The 15,369-nt window shown below is 61.8% G+C and carries 17 protein-coding genes and 1 pseudogene; all 18 read left to right on the forward strand.

Going from position 1 to position 15,369, the window contains the following annotated elements; all coding sequences use genetic code 11:
- The first annotated feature begins 411 nt into the window (after window positions 1–411).
- Complete coding sequence (locus M1E04_RS08465; protein ID WP_369319328.1) at window positions 412–726, forward strand: STAS domain-containing protein; 315 nt, start codon at window positions 412–414, stop codon at window positions 724–726.
- Complete coding sequence (locus M1E04_RS08470; protein ID WP_065987297.1) at window positions 726–2,435, forward strand: ATP-binding SpoIIE family protein phosphatase; 1,710 nt, start codon at window positions 726–728, stop codon at window positions 2,433–2,435. Before M1E04_RS08465 ends, M1E04_RS08470 begins: the two co-directional genes overlap by 1 nt.
- Window positions 2,436–2,464: 29 nt before the next feature.
- Window positions 2,465–2,857 carry an Hpt domain-containing protein gene (locus M1E04_RS08475; RefSeq protein ID WP_369319327.1) on the forward strand — a complete coding sequence of 131 codons (393 nt, stop codon included), beginning with the start codon at window positions 2,465–2,467 and terminating at the stop codon, window positions 2,855–2,857.
- 116 nt (window positions 2,858–2,973) lie between these two features.
- Window positions 2,974–4,401 (forward strand): flagellar hook-length control protein FliK, encoded by a 1,428-nt coding sequence (locus tag M1E04_RS08480; RefSeq protein WP_456292755.1) that lies wholly within the window; start codon window positions 2,974–2,976, stop codon window positions 4,399–4,401.
- A 237-nt stretch (window positions 4,402–4,638) separates the two neighbouring features.
- A complete protein-coding gene (gene fliL / locus M1E04_RS08485; protein WP_192130034.1) occupies window positions 4,639–5,145 on the forward strand; it encodes a flagellar basal body-associated protein FliL in 507 nt (168 codons plus the stop codon).
- A 9-nt stretch (window positions 5,146–5,154) separates the two neighbouring features.
- Entirely contained in the window at window positions 5,155–6,123 is a 969-nt protein-coding gene (fliM, locus tag M1E04_RS08490) for a flagellar motor switch protein FliM (RefSeq protein ID WP_065987300.1), read from the forward strand.
- A gap of 62 nt (window positions 6,124–6,185) precedes the next feature.
- A complete protein-coding gene (fliN, locus tag M1E04_RS08495) occupies window positions 6,186–6,644 on the forward strand; it encodes a flagellar motor switch protein FliN (RefSeq protein ID WP_410933902.1) in 459 nt (152 codons plus the stop codon).
- Window positions 6,645–7,127 (forward strand): annotated as a pseudogene (gene fliO / locus M1E04_RS08500) (flagellar biosynthetic protein FliO); the annotation flags it as partial.
- Window positions 7,128–7,246: 119 nt separating this feature from the next.
- Window positions 7,247–7,990 carry a flagellar type III secretion system pore protein FliP gene (gene fliP / locus M1E04_RS08505; protein WP_065987303.1) on the forward strand — a complete coding sequence of 248 codons (744 nt, stop codon included), beginning with the start codon at window positions 7,247–7,249 and terminating at the stop codon, window positions 7,988–7,990.
- A gap of 25 nt (window positions 7,991–8,015) precedes the next feature.
- The gene (gene fliQ, locus M1E04_RS08510; RefSeq protein WP_065987304.1) at window positions 8,016–8,285 is read left to right on the forward strand and encodes a flagellar biosynthesis protein FliQ; all 270 of its coding nucleotides are present in this window, start codon (window positions 8,016–8,018) and stop codon (window positions 8,283–8,285) included.
- Window positions 8,286–8,292: 7 nt separating this feature from the next.
- A complete protein-coding gene (fliR, locus tag M1E04_RS08515; protein ID WP_065987305.1) occupies window positions 8,293–9,078 on the forward strand; it encodes a flagellar biosynthetic protein FliR in 786 nt (261 codons plus the stop codon).
- A gap of 1 nt (window position 9,079) precedes the next feature.
- Window positions 9,080–10,219 (forward strand): flagellar biosynthesis protein FlhB, encoded by a 1,140-nt coding sequence (gene flhB / locus M1E04_RS08520; protein WP_065987306.1) that lies wholly within the window; start codon window positions 9,080–9,082, stop codon window positions 10,217–10,219.
- Between the two features lie 726 nt (window positions 10,220–10,945).
- The gene (locus tag M1E04_RS08525; RefSeq protein ID WP_197985812.1) at window positions 10,946–11,521 is read left to right on the forward strand and encodes a sigma-70 family RNA polymerase sigma factor; all 576 of its coding nucleotides are present in this window, start codon (window positions 10,946–10,948) and stop codon (window positions 11,519–11,521) included.
- A gap of 11 nt (window positions 11,522–11,532) precedes the next feature.
- Window positions 11,533–12,237, forward strand: a complete 705-nt coding sequence (locus M1E04_RS08530; protein ID WP_192130036.1) for an anti-sigma factor domain-containing protein — start codon at window positions 11,533–11,535, stop codon at window positions 12,235–12,237.
- Window positions 12,238–12,311: 74 nt separating this feature from the next.
- Entirely contained in the window at window positions 12,312–12,869 is a 558-nt protein-coding gene (locus M1E04_RS08535) for a fasciclin domain-containing protein (protein WP_192130037.1), read from the forward strand.
- Window positions 12,870–13,105: 236 nt separating this feature from the next.
- Entirely contained in the window at window positions 13,106–13,648 is a 543-nt protein-coding gene (locus M1E04_RS08540) for a DUF3455 domain-containing protein (protein ID WP_369319323.1), read from the forward strand.
- A gap of 111 nt (window positions 13,649–13,759) precedes the next feature.
- The gene (locus M1E04_RS08545; protein WP_369319322.1) at window positions 13,760–14,323 is read left to right on the forward strand and encodes a sigma-70 family RNA polymerase sigma factor; all 564 of its coding nucleotides are present in this window, start codon (window positions 13,760–13,762) and stop codon (window positions 14,321–14,323) included.
- Window positions 14,320–15,051 (forward strand): anti-sigma factor, encoded by a 732-nt coding sequence (locus M1E04_RS08550; protein WP_456292756.1) that lies wholly within the window; start codon window positions 14,320–14,322, stop codon window positions 15,049–15,051. The genes M1E04_RS08545 and M1E04_RS08550 overlap by 4 nt, the downstream gene beginning before the upstream one ends.
- The last annotated feature ends 318 nt before the right edge of the window (window positions 15,052–15,369 follow it).

The raw sequence follows: 15,369 nt of genomic DNA on the forward strand, positions 1-15,369 counted from the left end.
GGAAGCTTTTGATCTGCTTTTGATCTGCTTTTGATTTTCGTACATAGAAAGCCCAAACACCGCCAATCGCGACTTGGGTGCAGGCTGAACGGAGGTCTCGTGGAGTGGGCCGAGCCGCATGGATGCGGCGAGAGCTGCCCCCCGCCATGGATGGCGGATGGCAGCGGGCCCACGGAGCGAGACCGGAGTGAAGGAACCCCGACGAAGGAGGGGCCCAACCGAGAGCAAGCACCTTTGGTTACTTGGGGTGCTTTTCCAAGTAACTCGCCGAAGGCGAAACCGTCTGCCCCCAAGGCAGACGCTCTTGATCTAGAGCCCCTGAAACCCAAGTAAAAGCTAACGATTTGCAACGCCTCACAAGGGCTGCTAAAACTCAAGCGTCTGGCGCTGTTTCATACAAGGAATTTGCCAATGTCAGTAACCTCCGAACGCTCCGCCGATGGCCAAGAACTGACCATCACCATCAAAGGACGCTTCGATTTTTCGACGCACCAAGAATTCCGGAGCGCCTACGAACCCAAAGAAAAACAGGCCAGCCGCTACAAGGTCGACCTGAAAGACACCCACTACCTCGACAGCTCCGCGCTGGGCATGCTCCTGCTGCTGCGTGACCACGCCGGCGGCGAACGAGCCGATATCCAACTGATCAACTGCAACAACGACGTCAAGAAAATCCTCGACATCTCCAACTTCTCCAAACTCTTCAACATCGTCATAACCGCCTGATGATCTCGTCTGCCTCCGATCGCCTGACGGTCCTCATCGCCGATGACAACGTCAGCGACCGGATGCTCCTGTCCGCCATCGTCAGCCGCCAGGGCCATGATGTTCTGACCGCCAGTGACGGCGCCGAAGCCGTCGGGCTGTTCGAGCGTCGGCGGCCGCAACTGGTGCTGATGGACGCGATGATGCCGGTCATGGACGGTTTCGAAGCGGCGCGCCAGATCAAGACGCTGGCGGGTGACGCGCTGGTGCCGATCATCTTCCTGACGTCGCTGACCGAAGGCGAAGACCTCGCCCGATGCCTCGACGCCGGCGGCGACGACTTCGTTGCCAAGCCCTACAACCAAGTGGTGCTGGCGGCGAAGATCAACGCCATGAACCGCCTGCGCGTGTTGCAGGAAACTGTGCTGCACCAGCGCGACCTGATCACCCGCCACCATAAATACCTGCTCAACGAGCAGCGCGTGGCCAAGGCCGTGTTTGATCAGATTGCCCACTCCGGGTGCCTGAGCTCGCGCAACATCCGCTACCTGCAATCGCCCTACGCGCTGTTCAACGGCGACCTGCTGCTGGCCGCGTGGTCGCCGTCCGGCAACATGCACCTGCTGCTGGGGGATTTCACCGGCCATGGCTTGCCCGCCGCGGTAGGCGCCATGCCCTTGGCCGAGGTGTTCTACGGCATGACCGCCAAAGGGTACGGTTTGCCCGAAACCCTGCGGGAGATGAACGCCAAGCTCAAACGCATCCTGCCGGTCGACATGTTCTGCTGCGCCGCGCTGCTGTGCCTGAACTTCAAGCAGCAACTGGTCGAGGTGTGGAACGGCGGCCTGCCGGATGGTTACCTGCTGCATGGCGATGGCCGGCCGCACACGCCGCTGATTTCGGCGAACGTGCCCCTCGGTGTGTTGAGCGCCGGCAGTTTCGACGACAACACCCAGGTGTATCCCTTCGGGCCGGGGGATCGGGTGTTTCTCCTGTCCGACGGCGTTGTCGACAGCACCGGTCAGGACGGCGAGCTGTTCGGCGCCCGGCGTCTGCAAAATGTGCTGGTGAGCAATCGCAACCCGGCGCTGCTGATCGAAGAAGTGCAGTGGGCCCTGGCGCGGTTTCGCGGCCAGGCGCGGGACGACGTGAGCATGGTCGAGGTGGCATTTACCGAGCCTGACTTGCTCGGCCCGCCCTCGGTCATTTATACCGACAGCGGCGATTCCAGTCCGCTGGATTGGTGCGCTTCGTTCGAGTACCGCGCGGCAACGCTCAAGCGCTTCAATCCCCTGCCTTATCTGCTGCAACTGCTGCAGGAAGTCCATGGCTTGCGCATGCAGAGCAGCGAGCTGTATATCGTGCTGTCGGAGCTGTACAGCAATGCGCTGGAACACGGCGTGCTCGGGCTCGACTCGGCGTTGAAGCGCGACGCCGCAGGTTTTGGGCTTTACTACCAGCAGCGCGCCGAACGCCTGGATTGTCTGGTGGAGGGTTTTATCCGCATCGATTTCCAGATCGTCCCGGACGGCGAGGGCGGTCGCCTGACAGTGCGGGTGCAGGACAGCGGTGCGGGTTTCGATTCCGATCGGGTGCTGGCGCTGCCGCCTGCGGTCACCCAATTGTCCGGGCGCGGCCTTGCGCTGGTCCGGCAACTCAGCGACCGCTGCCAGTGGTCCGATGAGGGGCGGACGGCCAGCGTGGAATTTGCGTGGGAGGGTCTGGCATAATCCGCGCGTCTTGATCAAGGAGTGAACAAGTGTCGAATAATCCTGTGGACTTCAACGTGCTCAGCACGCTGCGTGACGTGATGGAAGCGGAATACCCGGCGCTGCTGCAGGTGTTCATTTCCGATTCCGTCAATCGGGTCAACGACATGACCCTGCTGTTGCGTGACCCTTCCTTCACTGCCGCCTCCACCGCCTCGCTGCAACGCCTCGGCCTCATGGCCCACAGCTTCAAAGGCAGCACCGGCAACATGGGCGCTACGCACTTGTCCGAACTCTGCCTGCAACTGGAAGAACAGGGGCGCGGGTTGGTGGCCGCGGACGACGCCCGGATAAGGCGGCTGGTGTCCGAGATCAAGGAGGAATTCTGCGCCGTCAGGAAGATTTTCGAAGACGAACTGCAGCTCTGCCATGCCAGCCACTGAGCCGGGTATCCCCAACCCGGCTTTCAACCTCTGACCCACCTTTAATCCAACCAGTCGGCGCACTTGGCCCGGCATTTGCTTTGTCTCTGTGTAATTGCGCTCTTGCGGAGATTCACATGGCCCTCGCCAACAACCCATTACTGACGGCTTTGACAGCGGCCAAAGTCCAGAAAGCCGGGAATACCTCGGCGGCAAAGGCGCCGGACCCCGTCAAGCACAACACTTCCAGCTTCTCTGACGTGTTCGCCAAGCAGGCGCCGGTCAAGTCCCACAGCGCGGACAACGCGACGGCAAAAGCGGCAAGCGCCAAGAGTTCGGCAGCGGACGACAAGCCCGCCGTCAGCCATACGTCTGCCGCCGATGACAAGACCGTTGCCGATAACGGCAATGGGTTGCCTGCCAAGCCGGTGAACGGCAAAGCGGACGATGAGCCCGGCGCGGGCAACGGCCACGCCGACGATAAGGACGACGCCTCCGACACCGGCCAGGATCCGACGGTGGCGGATGCGCCTTCGGTCGATCCCGTGCTTGACCCGACACTGGCCGTGACGCCGGCGGTTCAAGAGCCTGTGGCCGTCGCGCCTGCCGTTGAGCCCGTGGTGGATCCGGCGCTTCTCGCCTCCGCGCTGCCCGTGATGCCGCCTCCTGCGGTGCAAGCGCCGACCGACGCGACCGACCCAGCCGGCGACGATTTCGATCCCTCGGCCGATCCGCTGGAAGGCTTGACCGCCGTGCAAGTCGCCCTGGAAAACAAGGCGCAGCAGACGGCGCAGAATAACGGCGTGCATGGCGACGGCAAAGGCGGGGGCAAGCAAGACCCGAACGCAGATCCTTCGCAGCTGCTGGCCAATAACCTGGCGGCGCTGGGTGACCAGCCCGTGGACAAGAGCACCACCGAAGGCGGCGGCGACAAAGCATTCAGCGGCCTGCTGGCTGACGGCCTGAAAGACGTGAAGGGCGCCACCAGCGATACGCGGATGGATAATTTTGCCGATCGACTGGCGGCCTTGTCCCAGGCCGCTCAGGTGAAGAACACCTCGGCGTCGGCCCCGGCCACGCCACTGCTCAATCAGCCACTGGCGATGAATCAGGGGGGATGGACCGAAGGCGTGGTCAACCGCGTGATGTACCTGTCGAGCCAGAACCTCAAGCAGGCGGACATTCAGCTGGAGCCCGCTGAATTGGGCCGTCTGGACATCCGCGTCAATATGGCGGCGGACCAGCAGACCCAGGTCACGTTCATGAGTGCCCATGTCGGCGTGCGCGAAGCGCTGGAAAGCCAGATGTCGCGCCTGCGTGATTCCTTCGTTCAGCAGGGCATGGGTCAGGTCAACGTCAATGTCTCCGACCAGTCCCAGGGCTGGCAGCAACAGGCTCAACAGCAGTCGGGCGGTGACGGGCAACGCAACGGCGGCAGTGACCGCAGCAGCGGTGTCGGCGGCAGCGACCTCATCGCCGACGGAGCTCCGGTGGATGCCGCTTCGGCCGCTGCCAACGCACCGCTGACTGTCGTGGGGTCCAGCGCGGTCGACTACTACGCTTGAAAACGCCCTGCCAACGCTTGGGCGTTGTCAGTAGCGGCAAGTGGTTAGCGGCAAGCGGCAAGTAAAGGCAAGATCAAAGGCGGTAGTGCGTGGGAGACCCCGGTTTCTCGGGCGCTGCCGCTTTTTGCTGTTGCTTGCCGCTCATTACTTGCAGCTTGAAGCCGCCCATGTGGCACAACCCTTGCTCTTCCTCTGTCACGCAACACCGAACCCCTTGGATAGTGACGGATTATTGGCATGGCAAAGAGTGACGACGCAGCAGTGGCGGACCCTGCAAAAAAGGGCAAGTTGAAAGTCATCATCCTCATTGTGGTGGGGCTGCTGCTGGCCGTTGGTGTTTCGGTAGGCGCGACCTGGTTCATCATGCACAAGGCCGAGAGCAAGCCGGATGCAGCTGCCATTGCCGAAGCGGCGAATGCCAAAAAAGAGGCGATCTTCGAACCGCTGACGCCACCCTTCGTCGTCAACTACAACGTCAATGGCCGCCAGCGCTACATGCAGGTCAGCATCACCTTGCTGGCCCGTGACAAGGCCGACCTCGAAGCGTTGAAAGCGCACATGCCGGTCATCCGTAATAACCTGGTGATGATGTTCTCCGGTCAGCCATTCGATACCATCGCAACGCCGGTGGGCATGGAAATGCTGCGCCAGAAGGCGGCAGCCGTGGTCCAGGAAGTGGGCCAGAAAGAGCTGAACAAGAGCGTGATCGAACAGGTACTTTTCACTAACTACGTACTGCAGTAGGACCACGACATGGCCGTGCAAGACCTGCTGTCCCAGGATGAGATCGACGCGCTGTTGCATGGCGTCGACGACGGTCTGGTACAGACCGATAGCGTTGCCGACCCCGGCAGCGTAAAGAGTTACGACCTGACCAGTCAGGATCGCATCGTCCGCGGGCGCATGCCGACCCTGGAAATGATCAACGAGCGTTTCGCCCGTTACACCCGCATCAGTATGTTCAACCTGCTGCGTCGCTCGGCCGATGTGGCCGTGGGGGGCGTGCAGGTGATGAAGTTCGGCGAATACGTGCATTCGCTGTACGTACCGACCAGTCTCAATCTGGTCAAGATCAAACCCCTGCGCGGCACCGCGCTGTTCATCCTCGACGCCAAACTGGTGTTCAAGCTGGTGGACAACTTCTTTGGCGGCGACGGCCGTCACGCCAAGATCGAAGGGCGTGAATTCACCCCGACCGAGCTGCGCGTGGTGCGCATCGTGCTGGATCAGGCCTTCATTGATTTGAAGGAAGCCTGGCAGGCGATCATGGAAGTCAACTTCGAGTACATCAACTCGGAAGTGAACCCGGCCATGGCCAACATCGTCGGCCCGAGCGAAGCCATCGTGGTGTCCACGTTCCATATCGAACTGGACGGCGGTGGCGGCGATCTTCACGTGACCATGCCGTATTCGATGATCGAGCCGGTGCGCGAAATGCTCGATGCCGGTTTCCAGTCGGATGTCGACGATCAGGACGAACGCTGGGTCAACGCGCTCAAGCAGGACGTGCTCGACGTGTCGGTGCCGTTGCGCGTCGCAGTCGCCACGCGTCAGCTCAAACTGCGCGACATCCTGCACATGCAGCCGGGCGACGTGATTCCGGTCGATCTCCCGGAACACCTGGTCATGCGCGCTAACGGCGTGCCGTCCTTCAAGGTCAAACTGGGTTCGCACAAGGGCAACCTCGCCCTGCAAGTCGTCGAACCCATAGAACGCCGGTGACCCTCCGTCGCCGGCAAAACGAATGCGCTGCGTAAACGAATCACAGTTCCCCGAGGACAACCATGGCTAATGACAACGAAATGAATTCCGCTGACGACCAGGCTCTTGCCGACGAGTGGGCGGCTGCACTGGGTGAGGCCGGGGACGGGCAAGCGGACATCGACGCGCTGCTGGCGGCCGACGCCGGCAACAACGCCAATCGCATGACGATGGAAGAGTTTGGCGGCCTGCCGAAAAGCAACGGCTCGGTCAGCCTGGACGGCCCGAACCTGGACGTGATCCTTGATATCCCGGTGTCGATTTCCATGGAAGTGGGCAGCACCGACATCAACATCCGCAACCTACTGCAGCTCAACCAGGGCTCGGTGATCGAGCTGGACCGTCTGGCCGGCGAGCCACTGGACGTGCTGGTCAACGGCACCCTGATCGCCCACGGCGAAGTGGTTGTGGTGAACGAAAAGTTCGGCATCCGTCTGACCGACGTGATCAGCCCGAGCGAACGTATCAAGAAGCTGCGTTAAGTGCGCGGCCTGTTCAGAACCCTGTCGAGCCTGCCGCTGCTGGCATTGTCCTGGGCGGTGATGGCGGCCGATCCGGCGACGCCGGCCGCGCCTGCTGCGACGACAGCGACGACGGCGGCGACCACCACGCCAGCGGTCGCCGCGCCGGTGGCCGGAACCCTGAACGGCGGGATCGGCGGGCAGCTGCTGCAGTTGGTGCTGGGTCTGCTGCTGGTGATCGGGCTGATCTTCGTACTGGCCTGGCTGATGCGTCGGGTGCAGCGCGCGGGGCCTGCGGGCAATCAGGTGATCAAACTGGTGGGCTCCCGCGCCCTGGGGACTCGCGATCGGCTGGTGCTGGTGCAGGTCGGCAACGAACAGGTTCTGCTCGGCGTCTCCCCCGGGAGCATCACTGCGTTGCACGTGATGAACGAGCCGGTTGACGTGCCTGACCCACAAAGCGTCCAGCCGGAATTCGCAAAGCGCCTGCTGGAAGCGCTGGGCAACAAGGGCGGAGCGGGGCAACGCACAGGCAAGAATATTTTCGGTGGCGCAGGTAAGAAAGCAGGTACGCCAGGCACGACGGGCGCGACACGTACTACGGATCAGAAGGACACGAACTGATGCGCATTGTTTTGACGCTGCTGCTGTTGCTTGCAGCGCCGCTGGCGTTCGGCGCCGATCCGTTGTCGATCCCGGCCATCACGCTGGGCACCGGCGCCAACGGCCAGCAGGAATATTCGGTCAGCCTGCAGATCCTGCTGATCATGACCGCGCTGAGCTTCATCCCGGCGTTCGTCATGCTGATGACCAGCTTCACGCGGATCATCATCGTCTTCTCGATCCTGCGGCAGGCCCTCGGCCTGCAACAGACGCCGTCCAACCAGATCCTCACCGGCATGGCGCTGTTCCTGACCCTGTTCATCATGGCGCCGGTGTTCGACCGGGTGAACAACGATGCCCTGCAGCCGTACCTGGCGGAAAAACTCACCGCCCAGGACGCCGTGGCCAAGGCCGAAGTGCCGATCAAGGATTTCATGCTGGCGCAGACCCGCTCCAGCGACCTTGAACTGTTCATGCGCCTGTCCAAGCGCACCGACATCGCGACCCCTGATGCGGCGCCGCTGACGATTCTGGTGCCGGCGTTCGTCACCTCGGAATTGAAAACCGCGTTCCAGATCGGCTTCATGATCTTCATCCCGTTCCTGATCATCGATCTGGTGGTGGCGAGCATCCTGATGGCGATGGGCATGATGATGCTGTCGCCGCTGATCATTTCCCTGCCGTTCAAAATCATGCTGTTCGTGCTGGTGGATGGCTGGGCGCTGATCATCGGCACCCTGGCCGGCAGCTTTGGTGGTGTATGAATTCGTCTGACGTGGAGTGCGCAGCATGACCCCGGAAGTAGCTGTCGACCTGTTTCGCGAAGCGCTGTGGCTGACCACGACCATGGTCGCCATCCTGGTGGTGCCGAGCCTGATCGTCGGCCTGATCGTCTCGATGTTCCAGGCCGCGACGCAGATCAACGAACAGACCTTGAGCTTTCTGCCACGCCTGTTGGTCATGCTGGTCACGCTGATCGTGGTCGGCCCGTGGATGGTGCGCACCTTCATGGAGTACATCACCAATCTGTACACCAGCATTCCCCAAGTGATCGGCTGACCCCTCGATGGAACCTGTGCTGGCGTTGACCGACACCCAGATCAGCACCTGGGTGGCGGCGTTCATGCTGCCGCTGTTTCGCATCGGCGCGCTGCTGATGACCATGCCGATCATCGGCACCACGCTGGTGCCCAAGCGGGTTCGGCTGTATTTCGCGCTGGCGATCACGGTCGTTGTCGCGCCGAGCCTGCCGCCCATGCCCGCCGTGCACGCCCTCGACCTCAGTGGGCTGCTGCTGATCGCGCAGCAGATCCTCATCGGCGCCGGCATGGGCCTGTCGCTGCAGCTGTTTTTCCAGGCATTCGTCATCGCCGGGCAGATCATCGGGATTCAGATGGGCATGGGCTTCGCGTCCATGGTCGACCCGGTGAACGGCGTGTCGGTGGCGACCATCGGGCAGTTCCTCACCATGCTCGTGACCCTGTTGTTCCTGGCCATGAATGCCCACCTGGTGGTGTTCGAAATCCTCATCGAGAGCTTCACCACCTTGCCGGTGGGGCAGGGCATCAGTACCTCGGACATCTGGCTGCTGGTGATGCGTCTGGGCTGGGTGCTCGGCGCGGCACTGGTGCTGGTGCTGCCGGCCATCGCGGCGCTGTTGGTGGTGAACATCGCCATGGGCGTGATGACCCGCGCGGCGCCACAGCTGAACATCTTCTCGATCGGTTTTCCGCTGACGCTGGTGCTGGGCATGGTGATTCTGTGGATCACCCTCGGCGACATTCTCAATCAATACCAACCGCTGGCGGTCGACGCCCTGCAGTTGCTCAGAGACCTGGTCAAGGCGCGCTGACATGGCCGAAAGCGAGAGTGGTCAGGACAAAACAGAAGACCCCACGGACAAACGCAAACGCGACGCCCGGGAGAAGGGCGAGATCGCCCGCTCCAAGGAGCTGAACACGGTTGTGGTGATGATTGTGGGCGCGGCGGGGCTGCTGGCGTTCGGCGGCTCCATGGCGGAAATGATGATGCAGCTGATGCGCGACAATTTCACCATCACCCGCGAGGCGATTCTCGACGAGCGCAGCATGGCGATCATGCTGATGGCTTCGGGCAAAGCCGCGTTGCTGTCGGTGCAGCCGATTCTGCTGGCGTTGACCGTGGCGGCGTTCGTCGGCCCCATTTCCCTCGGCGGCTGGCTGTTTGCCGCCGGCTCCCTGGCACCCAAGTTCAGCCGCATGAACCCGGCCGCCGGCATCAAGCGGATGTTCTCGCCCAAGGCGCTGATTGAGCTGTTGAAGTCGTTTGCGAAGTTTTTGATTGTGCTGGCGGTGGCGCTGGTGGTGCTGATGAAGGACAAGGCCGACCTGGTGTCCATCTCCAAGGAGCCAGTGGAGATGGCGGTGGTGCACAGTTTGCAGTTGGTGGGCTGGAGCACGCTGTGGATGGCGATGGGCCTGTTGATCATCGCGGCGATCGATGTGCCGGTGCAGTTGTGGGAGTCGCACAAGAAGCTGCTGATGACCAAGCAGGAGGTGCGCGATGAGCACAAGGACAGTGAGGGGCGGCCGGAGGTCAAGCAGCGGATTCGTCAGTTGCAGCGGGATATGTCGCAGCGGCGGATGATGGCGGCGATTCCGGAGGCGGATGTGATTATCACGAACCCGACGCATTATGCGGTGGCGCTCAAATATGACGCTGAGCGGGGCGGGGCGCCGATTCTGTTGGCCAAGGGCAGTGATTTCATGGCGCTGAAGATTCGGGAGATTGCGGCGCAGCATGAGATTTTGTTGTTGCAGTCGCCGGCGCTGGCGCGGTCGATTTATTACAGCACGGAGTTGGATCAGGAGATTCCGGCGGGGTTGTATCTGGCGGTGGCGCAGGTGTTGGCGTATGTGTATCAGATTCGGCAGTATCGGGCGGGGCGTGGCAAGCGGCCTGATCCGTTGAGGGATAATTTGCCGATTCCGCCGGATTTGAGGCGTGATTCGTAAAGGGGACTACCGTAAAGGGGACTGATTTATTTACAGCGCTTCACCGTAAATTAATCTGTCCCCGATTGCGCGGGGCGGCGGGGAGAGGTCTGCCTAACGGCAGACATTTCGCCTTCGGCGAGTTACTTGGAAAGGCACCCCAAGTAACCAAGGGTGCTTGCTCCTGGTTGGGCCCTTCGTTCCTCAGGGTTCCTTCACTCCGGTCTCGCTCCGTGGGCCCGCGCCGAACGGACATCCATGTCCTGACGGCGCTCTCGCCGCATCCCTGCGGCTCGGCCCACTGCGCGAGACCTGCGTTCAGCCTGCACCCAAGTCGCGATTGGCGGTGACTGAACCTTTTGTGTATGAAGATCAAAAGCACATCACAAGCTTCCCGGCTGAAGCCGGTCCTACAGTCATCGCCAATCCCGCTGATTGCACGCTCTGCTTTTTAGTCGGACCGGCTTTAGCCGGGAAGGGGCCGGTCGGGGCGCTGGCGATTTTGCTGACCAGACGCCCTCCCTGTGGGAGCGAGCTTGCTCGCGAATGCTGCATTTCAAACACCAGAAATTCGGTGGATGTACCAACCCCTTCGTGAGCAAGCTCACTCCCACAAGTCCTTGGCGACTGATCTGCCCTCGATCTGCTCTTGATCTCCGTACTTAAGGGTCGCTCGCGTAGTCGGGGGATTACAGCCCCAACAAAAACCGTCTAGAGTGACCGCAGTCCCTTTCAAGGCCTCTCCACTTGACCATTCGACCGAATGCAGCGCATTTCACTGACGCTCAATCCAGCGCCGAGGCTTTGAATGTTCTGATGCAGGCGTGCGGCAGGGGCAATCGGTTGGCGTTCGAGGCGATGTATCACGCGACATCGGCAAAACTGTTCGGCATCTGCCTGCACTATGCCGGCAATCGGGCCGAGGCCGAAGAGGTGCTTCAGGAGGTGTACATCATGGCGTGGCTGAAGGCCTCTCGCTTCGATCCGCAACTCGCCAGCGCCATGACCTGGCTTGGGACGATGGCGCGCAACAAGGCGATTGACCGGCGCAGGGCCCATCGCCCTCACGACCCACTTGAAACCATTCCGGAATCGTCCACCCACGACGCAATCCCGGAGGCCCTTGAGCGCGAACAACAAGGCAGTCAACTGGACCGCTGTCTAGACACCCTCGAAGAAGCCCAGCAACGCTACATTCGCGTCGCGTTCTTTGAGGGCTGCTCTTACGCCGAGCTGGCCGAGCGCCACGGCATTGCGCTGGGAACAATGAAAAGCTGGATTCGTCGCGGGCTGCTTCGACTGCGCTTGTGCCTTGGCCTATGAACGAGCATCCCGTGCCCCCTGACGAAACCCCGGACTTGCTGATCGCGGAGTACGTGCTTGGCGTGCTCGGCCGCGAAGGGCGTGAGCGGGTGGAGGCGATGATTGCGCTGGACCCGCGCCATGAGCGCACAATGGCGAAATGGCAGGCGCATTTCGCCGAGTGGCTCAGCCAGTTGCCGGCATCCAGTCCTCCCATTGGCGCCTGGCGCGCGATTGAGCAGCAGCTGTTTGGGAGTGCCAGTCGTCCGCCGTCACGGGCGTCGGGCTGGTGGAACAACCTCGGGCTCTGGCGTTGGACGACAGCCGCGCTGGCTGCCGGGTTGCTGGCATCGGTACTGACCCTTCAGCAACCTGTCTCCGGACCTCAACCCACACCGGGCCCGGCACTGCTGGCGCGTCTGGATCAGAGCGACGGCAATACGCTGTTTGCCGCCGCGATCAACCCCGACCGGCGAGGCGTGCTATTCGTCAGCACGGGCCACGCCGACTGGCCTGGCAAAAGTGCTGAGGCCTGGGTAATCGCCTCCGATGGCAAGCCTCGGTCGCTGGGCGTGCTGCCGGCCAATGCCTCCGCGACATTGAGCGTGCCGCCGCAACTGGCAGACCTGCTCGCCAGTGGCGCGGTGCTCGCCGTCACCCTGGAGCCGTTGAACGGGTCACCGAGCGGGCTGCCAACCGGACCGGTCGTCGCCCAGGGAAAAATATCTTCACTGTGATGCATCCGTTTTGGCACCGGCTTCGTATCTCTCTCACCTTCATCCGAAGGACCTGAAAATCTGGGAGAACTACCATGTTGACCCTTGCCAAACGCGTTGCCGCTGCCTCCTTTGCCGCTCTCTGCCTCGCTGCATCGCCCGTCTTTGCTGCCGACACCGTCATGGTCGGTGGCGCCGCCATGTACCCGAGCAAGACCATCGTCGAAAATGCGGTCAACTCCAAGGACCACACGACCCTGGTGACGGCGGTCAAAGCTGCAGGTCTTGTAGACACCCTCAACAGCAAAGGCCCGTTCACCGTCTTCGCCCCCACCAATGAAGCCTTTGCCAAACTGCCCGCAGGCGCGGTGGAGACGCTGGTCAAACCTGAGAACAAAGCGGACCTGACCAAAATTCTGACGTACCACGTTGTCGCCGGTACCCACACCGCCAAACAATTGATGGCGGACGCCAAAATGAACGGCGGCAAGGTGGTGCTGAAAACCGTACAAGGCGAATCCCTCACCGTCATGCCCCATGACGGCAAGCTGTGGGTGATGGACGCCAAAGGCGGGAAAAGCGCGGTCAGCATCGCTGACGTGATGCAGTCCAACGGCGTCATTCACGTGGTCGACTCGGTGCTGATGCCGTAGCCGCTGAACTGATCGTTGCAGTACCCGGCGGACTCTCGTTCCGTCCGCCGGGTCCATGGTCTGGCCTTGCGACGGGCGCCATGTTGATCGACTCAATGCCCTTTTGCTCATTCCTCCGTACTCCCGCTGATCCCCGCGCAGATTTTTTTTCAAATCCCTGCATCCAGTTCGTTCTCCCCCGGGTAGTACAAGAAGTAGCGATGGCTGCTGACCTGTTTATCTAATGGAGAGATGGCATGAACGCTAAAAAATTACTGGGTTCGTTCGGTGTTTCATTGGCAGCCACTTGCCTGCTGGCCACGGCGCCGGCGGCGTACGCACAGATGGCGTTGCCGGACGCGGTGAAGGTTCCGGACGGTCACAAGATTGCGATGGAGACGGTGGGCGTGGGCGAGATCACCTATGAGTGCCGCGACAAGCCCAACGCTGCCGGCCAGACCGAATGGACGTTTGTCGGTCCGAAAGCGGTGTTGAATGATCGCAGCGGCAAGCAGGTCGGCACGTACTTCGGGCCACCGGCGACCTGGCAGGCCGCTGACGGTTCGAAGATCACCGGTACGCAACTCGCCGTGGCCCCCGCCGGCACTGGCGACATTCCGTATCAGTTGGTGAAAGCCAACCCTGCAGAAGGCAAGGGCGCGATGAGCAAGGTCAGTTACATCCAGCGAGTGGCGACCAAAGGCGGTGTCGCGCCGAAGATGGAGTGCTCGATGGCGACCAAGGGCAAGCAAGAAATCGTGAAATACCAGGCGGACTATATTTTCTGGGCTGCCAAGTAGACCAACGTCCCACGTCATGCAGCGTCGCTGGCGCACAAAGTCATCTACGCTGCACCGACGCAACCCCGGCCCCTGGGTCGGGGTATTTCTTTTCGTTGGCGGTTGAGCATTTTGTCCTTACCTGAAGACTGTTTTGACTACGAAGCCTGTCTGGCGGCCTGCGCCCGAGGTGAGCAGCAGGCCTTGCACAAGCTCTACACGCAAGAAAGCGCACGCCTGCTCGGCATCGCCAAGCGGATCGTCCGCAGCGACGCGCTGGCCGAGGACATCGTGCACGACGCCTTCCTCAAAATCTGGACCCGCGCCGGCAGTTTCGACCCGGCGCGAGGCACGGCCCGTGGCTGGATCTTCAGCGTGACCCGGCACCTGGCGCTGAACTTCATGCGTGATAACGCGCACATCATTCAGGTCAGCGAGCAGAGCGAAAGCGCGTTGCTGGCGGACGCCGCATTGGACGTCACAACCGATGTCGACACCTTTGAATACCGCTCCCGCTCAGGGCGCGTCTATGGATGCCTTGAACAATTGGAACCGGCGCGTCGCAACTGCATTCTTCATGCGTACGTCGACGGCTATTCGCACTCGGAGATCTCGCAGAAAGTGGGCGCGCCGCTGGGCACGGTGAAAGCCTGGATCAAACGCAGTCTGGTGGCATTGCGGGAGTGCATGGGATGACAGGTTATCCGTCGAAAGACAGCGCCAATGAGCTGGACGCACTGGCCAGCGAGTACGTGTTAGGCACACTGCCGGCCGAGCAACGACTCGACGTCCAGAGCCGCCTCGCCACGGACACCGATTTGCGCGCAGCGGTGGACGCGTGGGAAGGGCGCCTGCTGGCCTTGACTGAGCTGGCCGAACCGCAAAGCCCAAGCCCACGACTGTGGGATCGAATCGCGCGCAGCGTCAGCAGCCACGACCGCCGAGCCCCCGACGTAGCGCCTCCCGTGAAACCGCATTCATGGTGGGGTCTTCTGCCGGTGTGGCGCGGACTTGCCGGCGCCGGTCTTTTTGCCACGCTGCTGCTGGCCACAATGCTGGTGACCCGGACAGCACCGGTAAACCCCACGACCTACCTCGTCGTCCTCGTCGCCCCACAGAATCAGGCCCCCGGCTGGGTGATTCAGGCCAGCAACCCGGAAGAAATCCAGCTGATACCGCTCGGCGCCACCCCAGTCCCCGCCGACAAAGCCCTCCAGTTCTGGACAAAAGCCGACGGCTGGCAGGGCCCCGTGTCCCTGGGCCTGGTCAAACCCGGCCAGACCCTTTCCGTCCCCGTAAGCAAACTGCCGCCCCTGCAACCCAACCAACTCTTCGAACTCACCCTCGAAAACCCCAACGGCTCCCCGACCGGCAAGCCCACCGGGCCGATTCAATTCATCGGGCGGGCCGTGAAAGTGATCTAGCGTTTGGCGGGGACAAGCGCTTGGCGGGGACAGATTAATTTACGGTGAAGCGCTGTAAAGAAATCAGTCCCCTCGAGCCGCCCCAGTCCCCTCGAGCCGCCCTCAAGGCGATCAGCCGTGGGTGCGGGACGCCAGGCTTGCGGTGTCCCACCTGACGCCTTTCCGGCTAAAGCCGGTCCCACAAAAAGCAGCGCGTGCATTCAGTGAAATTGGTGGTGGTCACACAGGCCTATTCCCGGCTAAAACCGGTCCTACCAAGCGTAAGCGCGCTTCTGATCTTCATGCACAAAAAGTCCAGACACCACCCATCGCGACTTG

Source organism: Pseudomonas sp. AK106, from assembly GCF_053903055.1.